Source organism: Candidatus Synechococcus calcipolaris G9, from assembly GCF_029582805.1.
In the GTDB taxonomy this organism is placed as follows: Bacteria; Cyanobacteriota; Cyanobacteriia; order Thermosynechococcales; family Thermosynechococcaceae; genus Synechococcus_F; species Synechococcus_F calcipolaris.
On the sequence record NZ_JAKKUT010000002.1, the window covers coordinates 613,183 to 627,929 of the forward strand.

The 14,747-nt window shown below is 49.6% G+C and carries 18 protein-coding genes; 10 read left to right on the plus strand and 8 right to left on the minus strand.

All coding sequences use genetic code 11. The features are described from left to right. Nucleotides 1-19: 19 nt before the first annotated feature. The 4 genes from L3556_RS05645 to pyk all read right to left on the minus strand — a co-directional run bounded on the left by L3556_RS05645 (nt 20) and on the right by pyk (nt 2,618). Entirely contained in the window at nt 20-523 is a 504-nt protein-coding gene (locus tag L3556_RS05645) for a DUF4079 domain-containing protein (protein ID WP_277866329.1), read from the minus strand. 21 nt (nt 524-544) lie between these two features. Continuing rightward, on the minus strand, nt 545-829 hold the full coding sequence (locus tag L3556_RS05650; RefSeq protein ID WP_277866330.1) for a DUF427 domain-containing protein: 285 nt from the start codon (nt 827-829) through the stop codon (nt 545-547). Nucleotides 830-876: 47 nt separating this feature from the next. Continuing rightward, nucleotides 877-1,107, minus strand: coding sequence for a preprotein translocase subunit SecG (secG, locus tag L3556_RS05655; RefSeq protein WP_277866331.1), 231 nt, complete (start codon nt 1,105-1,107; stop codon nt 877-879). A gap of 83 nt (nt 1,108-1,190) precedes the next feature. Continuing rightward, the gene (gene pyk / locus L3556_RS05660; RefSeq protein ID WP_277866332.1) at nt 1,191-2,618 is read right to left on the minus strand and encodes a pyruvate kinase; all 1,428 of its coding nucleotides are present in this window, start codon (nt 2,616-2,618) and stop codon (nt 1,191-1,193) included. Between the two features lie 215 nt (nt 2,619-2,833). On the opposite strand from pyk, the gene L3556_RS05665 reads away from it, so the two are divergent. Beyond that, nucleotides 2,834-3,043, plus strand: coding sequence for a chlorophyll a/b-binding protein (locus L3556_RS05665; RefSeq protein ID WP_277866333.1), 210 nt, complete (start codon nt 2,834-2,836; stop codon nt 3,041-3,043). A gap of 104 nt (nt 3,044-3,147) precedes the next feature. On the opposite strand, the gene L3556_RS05670 is transcribed toward L3556_RS05665, so the two are convergent. Both L3556_RS05670 and L3556_RS05675 read right to left on the minus strand, forming a co-directional pair. After that, the gene (locus L3556_RS05670) at nt 3,148-3,885 is read right to left on the minus strand and encodes an ABC transporter ATP-binding protein (protein WP_277866334.1); all 738 of its coding nucleotides are present in this window, start codon (nt 3,883-3,885) and stop codon (nt 3,148-3,150) included. 20 nt (nt 3,886-3,905) lie between these two features. Then, the gene (locus L3556_RS05675) at nt 3,906-4,133 is read right to left on the minus strand and encodes an indolepyruvate ferredoxin oxidoreductase subunit alpha (protein WP_277866335.1); all 228 of its coding nucleotides are present in this window, start codon (nt 4,131-4,133) and stop codon (nt 3,906-3,908) included. Nucleotides 4,134-4,278: 145 nt separating this feature from the next. Here L3556_RS05675 and L3556_RS05680 point away from each other — a divergent pair, with 145 nt between their 5' ends. The 6 genes from L3556_RS05680 to nuoK all read left to right on the plus strand — a co-directional run bounded on the left by L3556_RS05680 (nt 4,279) and on the right by nuoK (nt 7,742). Continuing rightward, the gene (locus L3556_RS05680) at nt 4,279-4,509 is read left to right on the plus strand and encodes a hypothetical protein (protein ID WP_277866336.1); all 231 of its coding nucleotides are present in this window, start codon (nt 4,279-4,281) and stop codon (nt 4,507-4,509) included. Continuing rightward, nucleotides 4,506-4,775 carry a ParE family toxin-like protein gene (locus L3556_RS16290; RefSeq protein ID WP_422110751.1) on the plus strand — a complete coding sequence of 90 codons (270 nt, stop codon included), beginning with the start codon at nt 4,506-4,508 and terminating at the stop codon, nt 4,773-4,775. Before L3556_RS05680 ends, L3556_RS16290 begins: the two co-directional genes overlap by 4 nt. Nucleotides 4,776-5,024: 249 nt before the next feature. After that, entirely contained in the window at nt 5,025-6,143 is a 1,119-nt protein-coding gene (gene nuoH / locus L3556_RS05685; protein ID WP_277866337.1) for an NADH-quinone oxidoreductase subunit NuoH, read from the plus strand. Between the two features lie 55 nt (nt 6,144-6,198). Continuing rightward, entirely contained in the window at nt 6,199-6,798 is a 600-nt protein-coding gene (ndhI, locus tag L3556_RS05690; RefSeq protein ID WP_277866338.1) for an NAD(P)H-quinone oxidoreductase subunit I, read from the plus strand. Nucleotides 6,799-6,810: 12 nt separating this feature from the next. After that, nucleotides 6,811-7,416, plus strand: coding sequence for an NADH-quinone oxidoreductase subunit J (locus tag L3556_RS05695; RefSeq protein ID WP_277866339.1), 606 nt, complete (start codon nt 6,811-6,813; stop codon nt 7,414-7,416). Nucleotides 7,417-7,436: 20 nt separating this feature from the next. Next, the gene (gene nuoK / locus L3556_RS05700; protein WP_277866340.1) at nt 7,437-7,742 is read left to right on the plus strand and encodes an NADH-quinone oxidoreductase subunit NuoK; all 306 of its coding nucleotides are present in this window, start codon (nt 7,437-7,439) and stop codon (nt 7,740-7,742) included. Nucleotides 7,743-7,919: 177 nt separating this feature from the next. On the opposite strand, the gene L3556_RS05705 is transcribed toward nuoK, so the two are convergent. Together L3556_RS05705 and L3556_RS05710 are read right to left on the minus strand one after the other, a co-directional pair. Further along, a complete protein-coding gene (locus tag L3556_RS05705) occupies nt 7,920-8,264 on the minus strand; it encodes an HNH endonuclease (RefSeq protein WP_277866341.1) in 345 nt (114 codons plus the stop codon). A gap of 143 nt (nt 8,265-8,407) precedes the next feature. Beyond that, on the minus strand, nt 8,408-11,830 hold the full coding sequence (locus L3556_RS05710; RefSeq protein ID WP_277866342.1) for a phycobilisome rod-core linker polypeptide: 3,423 nt from the start codon (nt 11,828-11,830) through the stop codon (nt 8,408-8,410). A 255-nt stretch (nt 11,831-12,085) separates the two neighbouring features. Between L3556_RS05710 and L3556_RS05715 the strand changes: the two genes are divergently transcribed. From L3556_RS05715 to L3556_RS05725, 3 genes are all read left to right on the plus strand, one after another. Continuing rightward, complete coding sequence (locus tag L3556_RS05715) at nt 12,086-12,367, plus strand: 4a-hydroxytetrahydrobiopterin dehydratase (protein ID WP_277866343.1); 282 nt, start codon at nt 12,086-12,088, stop codon at nt 12,365-12,367. 105 nt (nt 12,368-12,472) lie between these two features. Then, on the plus strand, nt 12,473-12,994 hold the full coding sequence (locus L3556_RS05720) for a cofactor assembly of complex C subunit B (protein ID WP_277866344.1): 522 nt from the start codon (nt 12,473-12,475) through the stop codon (nt 12,992-12,994). Between the two features lie 164 nt (nt 12,995-13,158). Further along, nucleotides 13,159-14,634: a glycosyl hydrolase family 57 gene (locus L3556_RS05725; RefSeq protein ID WP_422110772.1), complete on the plus strand. Its 1,476-nt coding sequence runs from the start codon at nt 13,159-13,161 to the stop codon at nt 14,632-14,634. The last annotated feature ends 113 nt before the right edge of the window (nt 14,635-14,747 follow it).

Here is a 14,747-nt window from a genome sequence, read left to right on the forward strand (position 1 = left end):
ACTCAACCGAGTCACAAGACTAAAAGGATAGTCCCAGCTTGATGCCAAGGGCAATATGGATCAGCGCTAAACCCAGAGCCGCGCTTCCCAAGTAGGCATGAACCGTCCGCAGAGCCGGTTTTCCGCCAGCAAACTTACTGAGGGAAATGGCCGCGTTCAGTCCCAACAGACCTACCACTACCGAGCCAGTCCAAAAATGAGGACTCTCTAAAATGGGGTGTCCCTGCATCACCAAGGACAGAAGTCCGCCACTGTACCCCATGACAATAAATAGAAACATCCAAGGTGCAATTTTTCGATGTTTCTTACGATTTTCAACGGAGCCGTCACTATCCGTAGGACTGAGGAGTCGTCCTTTCCAGCCCGTCAAGGCCACCGCACTGCCCATTCCCACTAGGACAATGCCCATCATCAGGGGATGGCCCCAGTGGGTGATCGGTTCCGGTAAATCCAACGCCCTAAAATAGGCGGCGAAGGGTTCTAATTGTTGGGTGAGGGTATCTTGAATCCATTGCCAATTCATCGTGTTCTCAACTCTGGGTAATTACGCTTCAACCTTAACACCGCGCCAGAACGCAACATAGCCCTTAATCTTTTTAGCGGCTTCCTTGGGGTCAGGATAATACCAGGCTGCATCCTTATTTTCCTGGCCATTGACGACCAGGGTATAGTAGCTGGCAGTTCCCTTCCAACCACAGGTGGTATGGGTTGGGCTGGCCTGAAAATAATCCTGATTCAGGGACTCCGGCGGAAAGTATTGATTCCCTTCTACAACTTCACAGCGATCGCTCTCGGCTAGAACAACACCGTTCCAAGTGGCTTTTGCCATGAATAATCCTCTTGAAAAATTTATTAAACCCTTACTTCATTGATGACTTAACTGAGCCAACCCGCACTCAGGGCCACCGTTAAACCCATAAAAATTGCCGTGAGAGTCCAGGTGACGCGATTCAGGGTCGTTTCCGCACTTTTGGTACTGGTGAATAATTGGGCTTGGCCGCCAATGCCCGCCAAACCATCCCCCTTAGGGCTGTGGAGTAGGACTAGGATAACGAGGCCCAGGGCAGAAAAAGCCCATATACCCATAGCGATTTGTTCAAGTGTCATTTTTCCTGGTCAACCCTTTTCTATAGATTCCTCTTTCTTACCTTAGCGTTTCTGGAAGACCCGGATCCCTAAGTACCAGATCCCTAATGAATCGTGTGAATCTTAATAAAGTTCGTGCCCCGAGAATGGCGCGTGGGAATCCCTCCCATAATCACAATTTTGTCCTCAGATTGCACCACATTGCGTTGGCGGAGGACGAGTTCTGCCTGCTCCACCAGTTCTTCAAAGGTTTCAACTTCGTGATCGAGGACAACGGGCTTCACCCCCCAAATCAGATTCAGGCGGTGGTAAATCGTTTGATGGGGGGTAAAGGCAACCACCGGGATGTTGGGCCGTTCGGCGGAGGCAATCATGGACGTATAGCCGGAATTGGTGAAGGCAACAATACAGCGGAGGGGTAAGGTCTTGATAATGGCGCGGAGAGCTTCACTTAGAGCATAGGTTTCGTTGGTTTGGTTGGGGGGATGGTTAATGTACTCAATATCCCGCTCAACTTCTGTGGCGATTTTGGCGAGCATTTCTACGGATTTTACGGGAAAGTCCCCCACCGCCGATTCCCCAGACAGCATCACGGCATCGGTGCCATCAATAATGGCATTGGCTACATCACTGGCTTCCGCCCGCGTCGGCCGAGAGTTCCGGATCATACTATCGAGCATTTGGGTGGCCGTAATCACGGGAATCCGTTTTTGATTGCAGAGGCGAATGATTTTTTTTTGCAGGAGGGGAACAGTTTCCGGTTTCATTTCCACCCCCAGGTCACCCCGCGCCACCATCAGACCATTACATTCTTGGACAATGGCTTCTAAATTAGCGATCGCCTGGGGTTTTTCAATTTTGGCAATCACTGGGGTATCCGCCGCGCCCTTGTCCGCCAGATATTGCTTGAGGGCAATCACATCCTCGGCCCGCCTCACAAAACTTAAGGAGACCCAATCCACCCCCTGGGCTAAACCAAAATCTAAATCCTGCCGATCCTTTTCGGTCATGGACGGTAGCCGCAGTTCTACACTGGGTAAATTAACCCCCTTACGACTTTTTAAGATTCCCCCCTCCAGAACGGTACAAATGACCGCGTTCCCCTCCACCCGATCTACAGTGAGTTCGAGTAAACCATCATCCAGCAAAATTTGCGTGCCTGGGGCGACATCCTCCGCCAAGTAGGGATAGTCAATAGTAATAGTCTGCTCCGGTGGTTCTGCTATGGATGCCGGAACGAGGGTCAGTTGCTCTCCCTCCACCAAAGAGATTTCACCATTGGGAAGTTGACCTACGCGAATTTTTGGCCCTTGCAGATCCTGAAGCAGGGTGATGGGCATATCCAATTCTTCAGACACTTGCCGTAGGAGGGTCACCATCCGGGCATGATCCGCGTAGGTGCCATGGGAGAAGTTGAGGCGGGCCACACTCATCCCCGCCATCACCATTTGTTTAATCGTTTCCTTAGAACTACTGGCGGGGCCAATGGTCGCAACGATTTTGGTTTTGGGGGTTAAGGTTTTCAGGGTCATGGAGCTAACCGTAGGGTGATCCAAACGTGAGTTTACATCACCACCCTTACGATCGCCCGTCTTCCTTGACACGCCACAGGTCACGCCACACCCTAAAATTCATTATTTTTTAACTCACCACCATAGCCGAATGGGCCTGCCCTTGCAATTTTGTAAACTAAGTGTTAACTTATATTAAGAAAGGTAAAGAAAACGCAACAAACAGGAGCACCATTATGAGAAGCGGTTCTATCATCGATGATCAAGGGAAAATGAACAATTTTGCCATTGAGCCTCAAATGTACGTTATGAGCGAGTCTCAGTCTGGCTTTACCCCCTACGCTGAGTTGTTCAATGGTCGTCTAGCTATGATTGGCTTTGTTTCTCTCTTGGCCCTGGAAGTCATTACGGGCCATGGTCTTATTGGCTTTTTGACCAGTCTCTAGGTTTGCCCATGGGTTGACGGGTCTTGGTCGGGCCGGTCATTGAGTTAAAGCCTTTAATCTCTCTTTTTGATGCCTATCCCTACGGGGATGGGCTTTTTTTTGACCTAATGATGCCCCGCTCCCAGATACAACTCCCCTACCTTGGGATTATCAAGTAAATCGGGACCAGAGCCTTCAAAGCAATCTTTGCCCATATCTAAAACATAGCCGCGATCGCTCATAGCTAGGGCTTTACGGGCATTTTGTTCCACGAGAATAATGGAGGTTCCCTCCCTATTAATTTCTTTGATTTTCGCGAAAACATTACTCACCAAGAGGGGCGATAGGGCCGCCGATGGTTCATCTAACACCAACACCTGGGGATCCATCATCATTGCCCGGCCCATGGCTAACATTTGTCGTTCCCCCCCAGATAGGGTTCCCGCCCGTTGTTTTCGGCGTTCCGCTAGGCGGGGAAAGGCGGCGAAAATTTTTTGCTTTAGAATAGTAATATTGCGATCGCCAATAAAGGCACCCATTTCCAGGTTTTCATCCACCGTCAGCGATCGGAACACATTGGTAATTTGGGGAACATAGGCAATGCCCTTTTGCACCACCTGATTGGGGCGCAGATGGGTAATATCCTCATCCCGCAACGTAATGGATCCCTGCCGGGGTGTGAGCAACCCAGCGATCGTCTTTGCCAGGGTGGATTTGCCCGCACCATTGGGGCCAATAATCGACACCAATTCCCCTGGATAGAGGACAAAGTTAATTCCCCGCAGAATATCTAAATCCGGCAGATAGCCCCCATAGACCTCATGGACACGAAGGAGGGGTTGATTGGCTACTGGTTCAGTCACCGTTCCATTGCCCTCAAGCCCTAGGAGGATGTCCGTTGTAAATCTGGCCGCTCCTCTTGGAGAATGGCTCCTTCCACAGGGCAGACCTGAAAGCAAATACCGCAATCAATACAGGTCGAAAAATCAATCCAAAACCAATCCGTGCCCTTCTGATTTTTACCCTCGCCGGGATGAATGCAGGCAACAGGGCAGGCCTCAACGCAGTCGGCAATCCCTTCACAGGTACTTGTAACAATGGTGTGGGCCACAGAGATTCCCCCATTTCGGCTACCTTGCCTAGCGATTGTAGCATTAGACTTTTTCAAAACATTGCATTTCAAAACCTGTCATAATATCGTCTGGCGGTTATGTTAGATTAATTCTACGAGAGAAAACCTAAGGTCATGGTAGAAGATGACTGAACTACTTCAACAGGCGATCGCCCAAATCCAACAACTGCCGCCCGATCAACAAGATGCGATCGCGGCTCGGTTTTTAGCAGAATTACAAGACGAGCAAAAATGGGACGCCCAGTTTGTTGCCACAACGGACAATCAATGGGATCAGATGGCTGCAATGGTACGCCAGGAAATAGCAAAGGGAGAAACCGTTCCACTTGACGAAGTTTTCCCAGCGCAAAAATGAAGTCAAGTACCACCAAGTCATTTTGCAAGTGCCTAGGTGATCTTCCCGTATCGGTTCAGGAACAAGCCTCTAAAGCCTACGTGCTTTGGCAAGAAGATCCCTATCATCCCAGCCTCCAGTTCAAACGAGTTAGCCGAAAACAGCCGATTTACTCCGTTCGTGTCAGTATCAGTTATCGCGTGTTGGGGTTGTTGGAGTCCGACCATGTTTATTGGTACTGGATTGGTACCCACGATGAGTATAATGAGTTGCTAAAACGTATGTAGGCTGAGGGCGGGAGTGTTGAGTTTATGGCATCCCCGACCGACCCGCTACATCTATTTGTCTTACTCAAAGACCTGCGGGAGATGATCAAGTTGTAGCACTAGACTTTTTCAGGAAAGATAGAATCTGCTAGATAAAAAATAAATGTTCCCATTTCTGAAAAATTACACCTCTTGGGTCTGACCAATGAAGGCAAAGACTATATACTGAGAGCGGGTCTATTCCCCCATTGCGGTGTACTCAGGTTTTCTATGGAAGCTGGTATTGATTTACAAGGGCAAGTGATCTCTGCCCTAGAGTCTCTTGGTGTGGCTCCGGGGCTAGCAAAACTCATGTGGCTGCCATTGCCGATGCTGGTGATGTTAGTGGTGGCAACCCTTGGGGTATTGATTACGGTTTGGCTAGAGCGAAAAATTTCAGCGGCGGTACAGCAACGGATTGGCCCGGAATTTATTGGTCCCTTGGGAATCCTGGCCCCCGTAGCTGATGGCTTGAAACTTCTTCTCAAGGAAGATATTATCCCCACGAATACCGATGGCCTACTCTTTACCATTGGCCCGGCCCTAGTCGTGATTCCGGTTTTTCTCTCCTACATCATTGTCCCCTTTGGCCAAAACCTGATGATCTCGAACATTGCCATGGGGGTGTTTCTCTGGATTGCCCTATCCAGTATTGCCCCCATTGGTTTGCTGATGTCGGGCTATGCCTCCAATAACAAATACTCTCTGTTGGGGGGACTGCGGGCAGCGGCTCAATCCATTAGTTACGAGCTTCCCCTGGCTTTAGCGGTATTGGCAGTGGCAATGATGTCCAATGGTTTGGGGACGGTTGAAATTGTCGAGCAGCAGTCCGGCTATGGCATTCTGGGTTGGAATGTGTGGCGGCAGCCGGTGGGTTTTATCATCTTTTGGGTAGCGGCCCTAGCGGAATGTGAGCGGCTTCCCTTTGATTTACCGGAGGCGGAAGAAGAACTGGTAGCGGGCTACCAAACCGAGTATGCGGGGATGAAATTTGCCCTCTTTTATCTAGGTTCCTACGTTAATTTAGTTCTATCGGCCCTCCTCGTGGCAGTGCTGTACTTTGGAGGCTGGGATTTTCCCATTCCCTTGGGGGCGATCGCCGGCTATTTAGGTATCCCAGAAACGAATCCATTTCTGCAAATTGCCTTTGCAATCCTTGGCATTACCATGACCCTTCTCAAGGCCTACTTCTTTATCTTCCTAGCCATTTTGATGCGCTGGTCGGTTCCACGGGTGCGGATTGATCAACTGTTGGATCTCGGCTGGAAGTTTCTTTTGCCCGTGAGCCTAGTTAATTTGCTGATCACAGCGGGTTTGAAGCTCACCTTTCCCGTAGCCTTTGGTGGTTAGATCAAGCCGTAGAACCAAAGAATTGTACTGATTTGATTTCTCAGGGTGAATCATTATGAGTTTTCTGAATAAAATTGGCGATTACGCCAAGGATGCGGTTCAGTCTGCTAAATATATTGGCCAGGGTCTATCCGTTACCTTCGATCACATGCGGCGGCGGCCGATTACGGTTCAGTATCCCTACGAAAAACTAATTCCCTCGGAGCGATTCCGGGGGCGGATCCACTTTGAATTTGATAAGTGCATTGCCTGTGAAGTGTGCGTGCGGGTTTGCCCGATCAATTTGCCGGTGGTGGATTGGGAGTTTAATAAAGAGATCAAGAAAAAGGAACTCAAGCACTACAGTATTGACTTTGGCGTGTGTATTTTCTGTGCGAACTGCGTGGAATACTGCCCGACGAATTGCTTGTCTGTCACCGAAGAATATGAGTTGGCAACCTACGATCGCCACGAACTAAATTATGATAGCGTTGCCATGGGACGCTTACCCTATAAGGTGACGGATGATCCGATGGTGACACCCATTCGGGAATTTGCCTATTTACCTGCGGGTCAGATCAGTGGCCATGATCTTGATCCCCAGATTAAGCGGGCGGGGCAACGTCCTGAAGATATTCTAGAAACCTTGAAAAACAATACCAGTGAAAGCAACTAGGAGCCAGCGATCGTGGATTTAGCCACCCTTGTTCAAACCATTACCTTTGTCGTTCTATCCTTGTTGATGATCACCGCAGCTCTAGGCGTGGTCTTACTGGATAATATTGTCTATTCTGCCTTTTTACTGGCGGGGGTTTTTCTGAGTATTTCCGGTATTTATATTCTTTTGAATGCCGACTTTGTTTCCGCCGCCCAGATTTTGATTTATGTTGGGGCAGTGAATGTCTTGATTTTATTTGCGATCATGCTCGTCAACAAGCGGGAAGACTTTGCGCCCGTCGAACGGCGATGGTTACGAAAAGTGTCAGCCGGAGGCGTGTCTCTGGGGTTATTTGCGCTTTTGAGTACGATGGTGCTACAAACTCCCTGGGCCATTCCCAGCACAACAGTTCATGAAGCCGATACGATTACAGTGATTGGGATGCATTTCTTTAGCGATTTCCTATTGCCCTTTGAGTTGGCCTCCGTCTTGCTCTTAATGGCACTCATTGGGGCGGTGGTGTTAGCCCGCCGGGATTATGTTCTCGATCAAGAACCCTCCATTGGCGAAGAAGTAGCTCCTAATTTAGAATTGCCTGAACGTCCTCGGGAACCCATTTCTCTTGCTGGTAAATAATTTTTAGAGATAATCCTACTATGCAGTTGACCCATATTCTTCTTTTGGCCGCGCTTCTGTTTTGTATCGGTATTTATGGCCTGATTACGAGCCGCAATGCAGTCCGTGTCCTCATGTCCATTGAGCTATTACTCAATGCGGTTAATCTAAATCTGATTGGTTTTGCGAATTATCTAGATGGTCAAGATATTAAAGGTCAGGTGTTTGCTGTGTTTGTGATTGCCATTGCAGCGGCGGAAGCGGCGGTGGGCTTGGCAATTATTCTGGCGATTTACCGAAACCGTGACACCGTTGATATGGAGCAGTTTAACCTCCTCAAGTGGTAATGGTACAAACTTGGAGTATGCTGCATTTTTATCAGTTCTATGGGTAAAGCCTTGCAGCGGTAGATCATGAATCATCATTAACAGTGCAATATTAAGGGCACTTCGATTAATCGGTTTTTCACCGTTTAGGGTCAAAACTTGTTGAGTCTCTTTTAAACAGTCCTAGATGTAGTAAAGTCAAGCTCCAAGAAAAATTTCTTCTCGATGAAATCGGAGAAAGTCGGGTTCAGGTTGAAACTTTTCTGGTAGACGCAGTTGATTACCAACGTAGGCAACAAAGTTATATTCCAACGTTTCTTCAGGCAAAAACTTTTGAAGATAGAGGCTTAGAACCAGTTTATAGTTTTCATCAAAGGTAATCAGTCCCTGATCAAAGGCAGCCTTATGAGTCCGGGCAAGACACAATCCATTTTGAGGATTGAGGCGGTGTTCTGATTGTTCGCGCCAAGGAATAATATTGCAAGTGAGTAGAGTGTTAGGACATTTTGCCTCTAAGAAGCCTGTAAACCAAGGGACTCCCATTTGGAAGTATCCTAATCACATCTTCATCTGCAATAAGTTTCCAAGAACGGGGTCGCTGGCAATCATCTGACAAGAATAAAGGGCCGACACCATTCTTGGCATCGACCCATTCATCATCTAGTTAATGTAGAATCTAGAATTCCCTAGGCACGCCCAGTGGTCTGACTTCCAACCAAGGAGGGAGATAGCCCCGACCAGGATTGTTTCACCAGATCCGCATCGGCTTTCACACTACCGAGATAGTTCCCCGCAGGCAACGTTGGGAAGCGTTTATAGGGCACCACATCCTCACCAAAGTAACGGGCATATTCACCACTATCGATAATGGCTTCCACCGCAGCCTTGAGACCCTGATCCGCCAACAGTTTATTGTATTGACGAATTTCAGCCTGGGTAGCCGGGGCACGACCCAACAAATGACGGAAGAGGAACTCAATCACCTTGGTATTGGGATAAGGCGTATAGAAGCGATTCCGGTAAATATCCGAACTAGCTAGGGTACGCACAAACTCCCGCACCGAGATTTCACCATTCCGTAAACGGCTTTCCAGGTCACTGCGCCGGAACTGGGATGGTACCTTGCCGCTAAAGACATCCATCACCTGGCAATAAATGGCATTGATCACCAATTCAGCTTCCGGGCCAGGAGTTCCCACAGTCATGCGATAAATCCGAGACGGGCGACGACGACTGGTTCCCACACCCACTTCTACCGATTGACCATCGCCATTTTGGAAGGAACGACCCAACTCCACAAAACGGGGTTTGCTGGGATCCATCTGCCGTGCCTGAGCCGCTTGATCCGCCATGGCTTGACTCATCAAGGGAAGCTTACTGCTATCCATCGTGGGCTTGACGGGGCTAAAGCTAGGAACCACAATCGCTTCGCTTTGCTTCGTCAACTGGTTATAGAGCTTCTCGGTATTCGGGAAGTTAGCCGCAGGTAAGGTGGGGAAGCGACGATAGGGAACTGTATCTTCACCAAAGACTTCCCCATATTCGGCACTGGTCACCAGGGCATTAATAAATGCCTTCAGACCTTGAGTAGCCAGAATTTGGTTGTATTTACGGATTTCCGCTTGGTTCAGGGGTGCCCGCCCCAAGAAATGCTTCGTTCCTAGCTCAATGACCTTGGTATTGGGATAGGGCGTATAAAACTCTTTCTGGTAAAGGGCAGAGAAACCCAGGGCTTCCACAAATTCCTTCACCGAAATCTCACCATTACCCAGTTTGGATTCCAGATCGGAGAACTCGTTCCGGATCACGTAGGGGGCAATGTCCCGCTCAAACACTTGACGATAGGCCGCCTGAACAACCTGTTGTAGGTTCGCCTTATCATTCAACTGAGTTAGCTTGAAGACCTTAGTTTGCTGCCGCTGTTTAGAGACCCCTTGATTGGCGCGGAAGGCGATCGCCGGTTCCGTCCGCATTTCATCCACTGTACCCAGGGCCACAAATAGGGGCGTACCACCAGTTTCTGCTTTTGTACCCGTATCGCCAATACTGCCAGTGCGCAGAGACCGCAGTGCTAAACCTTGGGGGGTGAGATACCGTTCATAGGGAACCGTGTCTTCATTGAAGGTTTCGCTGTATTCGGGGCTGTCGAGAATGGCATCCACCAGGCCATACAGACCTTTTTTCGAGGCAATGTCGAAATACTTATTGATTTCTTGACGACCGTAGGTGGGACGACCCAAAAGCCGCCGGTGGATATATTCAACCGCCTTGGTTACATAGAGAGGTGTCCAGTACAGGCTGCGGAACAGGTTGGATTTCGCCAAAATCCGGACAAACTCCCGTACCGTGATCTCGCCATTTTCCAGCTTGATCTCAGCCACTTTCTGGCGTTGGCCTTCGTAAACAGCCCGACCAAAGACTTGAAGATAGGCAGCCCGAATCACGCTCTGGGTTGCGCTCTCCGAGAACTTGACACTAGTGGTGCCTGTGGCAATAGTACGCTTACCAATGCGGGCATTCATACTGGGTAACTGATCCAGCTTGAACACCTTCGGCCCTAAGGAACCGGGGGCAACCCCACGGGAACTCGGATTACTGAGTTGATTATTAATCCCTGGCCCATTGTTGATGAGAATTCGGCGGGTATCTTTGCTAAAGGGTTGGGGCCGGGCCGAGGGGGATTTGGTCTCTTTCGGGAAGATTGCTCCAAATTGAATTTCCAGGGGATCGTTCCCAGATCCGTAGGGATGCTGATCCGGTAAGGGCTGATCCTGGGCGGCAAAGGTGGTAATAAATTGAGGAACTTTCCGGAATGGGGCACTGTACTTGAGGAGATCCTGCTGCGCTCCCCAGTTGCGACATTCCTGAGCTTCTTGACCCAGACCCCGTAGGTAGGGAACCGTCTCTTCGCCAAAGTAATCGCTGTACTCCTGGGAATCCACTAGGGCATCCACTAGGGCCGCCAAACCGCCCGTAGAAACAACGGAAAAGTAGGTTTGCACTTCTTCGCGGCTAGAGGGCCCCCGACCCAAGATATGCCGGAAGGCTAATTCTAGGGCGCGGCTATTAATATAGGGATCAAAAAAGTTTTTGCGATAGAGGGGGGACTTGGCGAGACGGCGGACAAATTCCTTCATGGAAATACTGCCATCCTTAACCTTGGATTCCAGATCGGAAATACCCAGGCTATAGGCACGGCTGATGTCCCGCTCAAAAATTTGCCGATAGGCGGCTTTAATGACCTCATTTTTCTCGGAACTGGAAAGGCCTGGCTTCATCACAAATTTGGGACGACGCTCGGCGGCATTAAAGTAAATTTGGGGCAGTTGCAGCCCTTGTAAATCGCTGGAACTCCGTTGACGTAATTTATCGGAGGGAGCGGGGGCAATGAACTCATTGAGGAGAATACCAAAGTATTGATCCACAATGGCTGTGGCTTCCTTATCCCCTTGGACATAGCTCAGGGCCGCCCGCTTCATTTCCTGGAGGGCCGCAATGGTTGCATCAATAGAGCAGGCCGCTTCAATCACCTCCCGCAGACCACGGGTATTTACGGCGATGATACTGGGATCCCCAGCAACAATGGCGTAGGTGGTGTAGCGGAGAAACCAATCTAAGTCCCGCAGGGATTTTTGCATCCGCACCGGGCCGTAGCGGGCAATATTGATGGGCTTAAAGCCTGAGGGTGTTGCCCCACCGCCCCCTGCGCTAAACACGGAGCGAAGACCTTCTAGGAAACCACCTCGCGTATCCACGTAAGTAGCCGTTCCTAGGGCCATGGCTTCCTTCATGTCAATGGCCTGGCCCGTGGTTCCCTTGGTAAATTGGGGGGCATCCTCGCTGACAGGGCGAGATAAAAAGGCCATGGGAGAGCCACCCACAAAAATGGTGTTAGCGGCCCGCGAGACAATGATTTCTGCGTTACGGGTCAGGGTCGTGGCAATCTCGATACGTTTGTTGCCAGAACGAAGATATACAGCTAGTTCATCGAGTTCACCTCGATTGAGAAACCGATCCTGTTGTTCGGCCTGGATAATTGTTGAAACGGGGACGGTTTGATAAAGTTGCGGACGGGCAACCGAGCTTCCACCACTTGCTTTGACCACCATGGTTACTAAGAGGCTCCCTATTACTTTTAATTTGACGCGCTAACTTAGATTAGAACGATTCGGGGATCCGGCGGCCAATTTTTAAGAAATGTATAGACTCGTATCGGTTTGTAACTAGATATGGGGTAATTTTATTTAAGTTTTGTTTGCTATCTTGACCAATGCACCTGATTCCCCATTCCTTAGTCTGCTCTATCCATGAGTAGCCAGAGGAATGTTAGCCTGGTAGTAGCGAGAGTGGGGCAAGAAAAAGAAATGGCAGCATTATTAACGGATCGCCAAATTGAAGAGCAACTACTCCAACTGCCGGGTTGGGCCCGCACCGGTAACGAGATTGAACAGGTGTTCACATTTGCGGACTTTTTGGGGGCGATCGCCTTTGTGAATCGTCTAGTGGAACCGGCGGAAACCGCTGGCCATCACCCAGATATTAGTATCTCATGGAATAAAGTAACGATTCGTCTCTCCACCCATGATGCGGGGGGATTAACGGAAAAAGATTTTTCTCTGGCTCAACAGATTACTGACCTTGCTTAATATCCCTTAAATTATTGTTTAATCTCTGGGGAGACCTGTTTCTCAAGGACGGTATTCTGCCATGCGCCGCTGCATTTTTGAGTGATTTTCAGAGTCAGAAACTAGATGGATCCATCCTTTGTCTTTTCCTCAACGGTCTTTTTAACCCTGCTATTGGGCATCGGTTTATTTTTCTTTGTGCGTGCCTCGACGAAGGAGCGCATTGAGGTACGACAATTTGTGATAGATGAAAAGGCTGAGGTGCTTTTACCCCGGATTCAGTCCTATTTCCGCGATCGCGCCTATCAGGTCATTTCCGTAAATCCAGACAACCAACGGGTCACCCTAGAAGGGATGGTGGCCGCCAGTCTATTTTTAGCGGTTCTTTTAACCCTTTTGGCGATCGCTGGTTTAGCCTGTTTAGCCTTGGTGTTCGCGTTTCTTTGGCCCAATACCGGCCCATTTTGGTTTTTACTGGTGGCGATCGCCCCGGTTGCGCCTTGGTTTTATTGGCAGGGGGCCCAGCGAAAAGAGCAGGTCATTCTAGAGGTGGCGGTAGACTCCCCCAGCAATGCCACGATCCTCAAGGTAACCGGCCATCGGGACGAACTCCTGTCCTTGGCCAAAACCTTGGAACCGGAAGGCTAATACCGTAGCGGCATCTATGGAACCCGTCCGGGTAAATCGAGTGTTAGCATGACTTTATCAGATACAGATCAGATACAGTCCGCTGGCTTTAGAACGTTACTATTTGCCTCTGGTCAGCTTAATCTTTATTTCTGGAGTCTTTTTTGATTCAATCTCCGTCTCGACTGTGGAGCGATCGCCCTAGCTCTGCCATAGGTTTACCCGTCATTTCAGGTTGGGAAGCTGAACTCCAGGAACTTTATCGATCCACTCCACCATCATCCTTTAGCAGTGATATTAATCCGACCCATGTCACTGGGACCTTTGCCTGCGCCCTGCATATGCATCAACCGACCATTCCGGCGGCAGAGGGCCTGATCAGTAATCTTCAGCACATGCTTAACCATCCCCAAGAGGGGGACAATCATAACGCTGAAACCTTTCTCTGGTGCTATCGCCGCATGGGAGAATGGATACCGGAATTAGTGGCCCAGGGCTGTCAACCGCGAATTATGCTGGATTACTCCGGTAATTTACTGTGGGGACTGGAACAAATGGGGCAAACCACGGCCCTAGATGCCCTCAAGCGTCTTGCCTGCGATCGCCAGTATGCCCTCAATGTGGAATGGCTAGGGACGATGTGGAGTCATGCGGTGGTTCCCTCCACCCCCATTGCCGATATTAAGTTACAAGTCCAGGCGTGGCAGCATCAATTTGTGGCTCTTTTTGGCCCAGAAGCCTTGCAACGGGTGAAGGGATTTTCCCTGCCGGAGATGCATTTACCCAACCACCCAGATACCCTGTACCATTTTTTAGATGTTTTACTCTCCTGTGGCTACGAGTGGTTACTCGTTCAAGAACATTCTGTAGAACGTCTGGATGGTTCCCCTCTACATCAAGCAGATAAGTACGTGCCCAATGCCCTAGTGGCCCGCAATTCCCAGGGGCAGACGTTGCAAATGCCAGTTTTGATCAAAACCCAGGGTTCGGACACCAAATTGGTGGCCCAGATGCAACCCTACCATGAAGCCCAATACCTCGGTCAACAGCCTTGGCTGAGTGCCATCCACCCCCCCTGTGTCAGCCAGATTGCCGATGGCGAAAATGGCGGTGTCATGATGAATGAGTATGCCCGAGACTTTCATCCGGTTTGGCATCAAATTAAGGACAATGGGCGATCGCACCCTGGGGTGGTTGGTCTCAATGGCACCGAATACCTTAACCTGATTCGTCACCAGGGCTTTACGGTTCAGGATTTTCCCCAGTGTCAAGCCGTCCAACAGCACAAAATTTGGCAACGTGTTGACCTCGAAAAACCTAGCAGCACAGCCGTTGAAGCAGCGATTCAGCAATTAAAGGACACCGACCCCCATTTTTCCTTGGATGGGGCATCCTGGACAAACCACTTGAGTTGGGTGCAGGGCTACGAAAATGTTTTAGGGCCCATGGAAGACCTGAGTAAGCGATTTCACCACGTCTATGATCCCCTTGTGGCCGCTAATCCCCAGGTGACTCAGCGGAGCGATTATCAAGAAGCCTTACTCTATACCCTACTACTGCAAACCAGTTGCTTCCGCTACTGGGGCCAGGGCACATGGACGGACTATGCCCAGCAACTTTACGATCGCGGTCTCGCGGCCTTAAATCCTGCAGAAACCTAATCCATACCTAAATCCATAACGGGCCTTAGTCTTCAATCCAAGGCCCTTGGGGATAATGTAGAACTCTTGTCCCAGAGAATTTGCTGAAAAATCAAATCCCGATAAAAATAGTC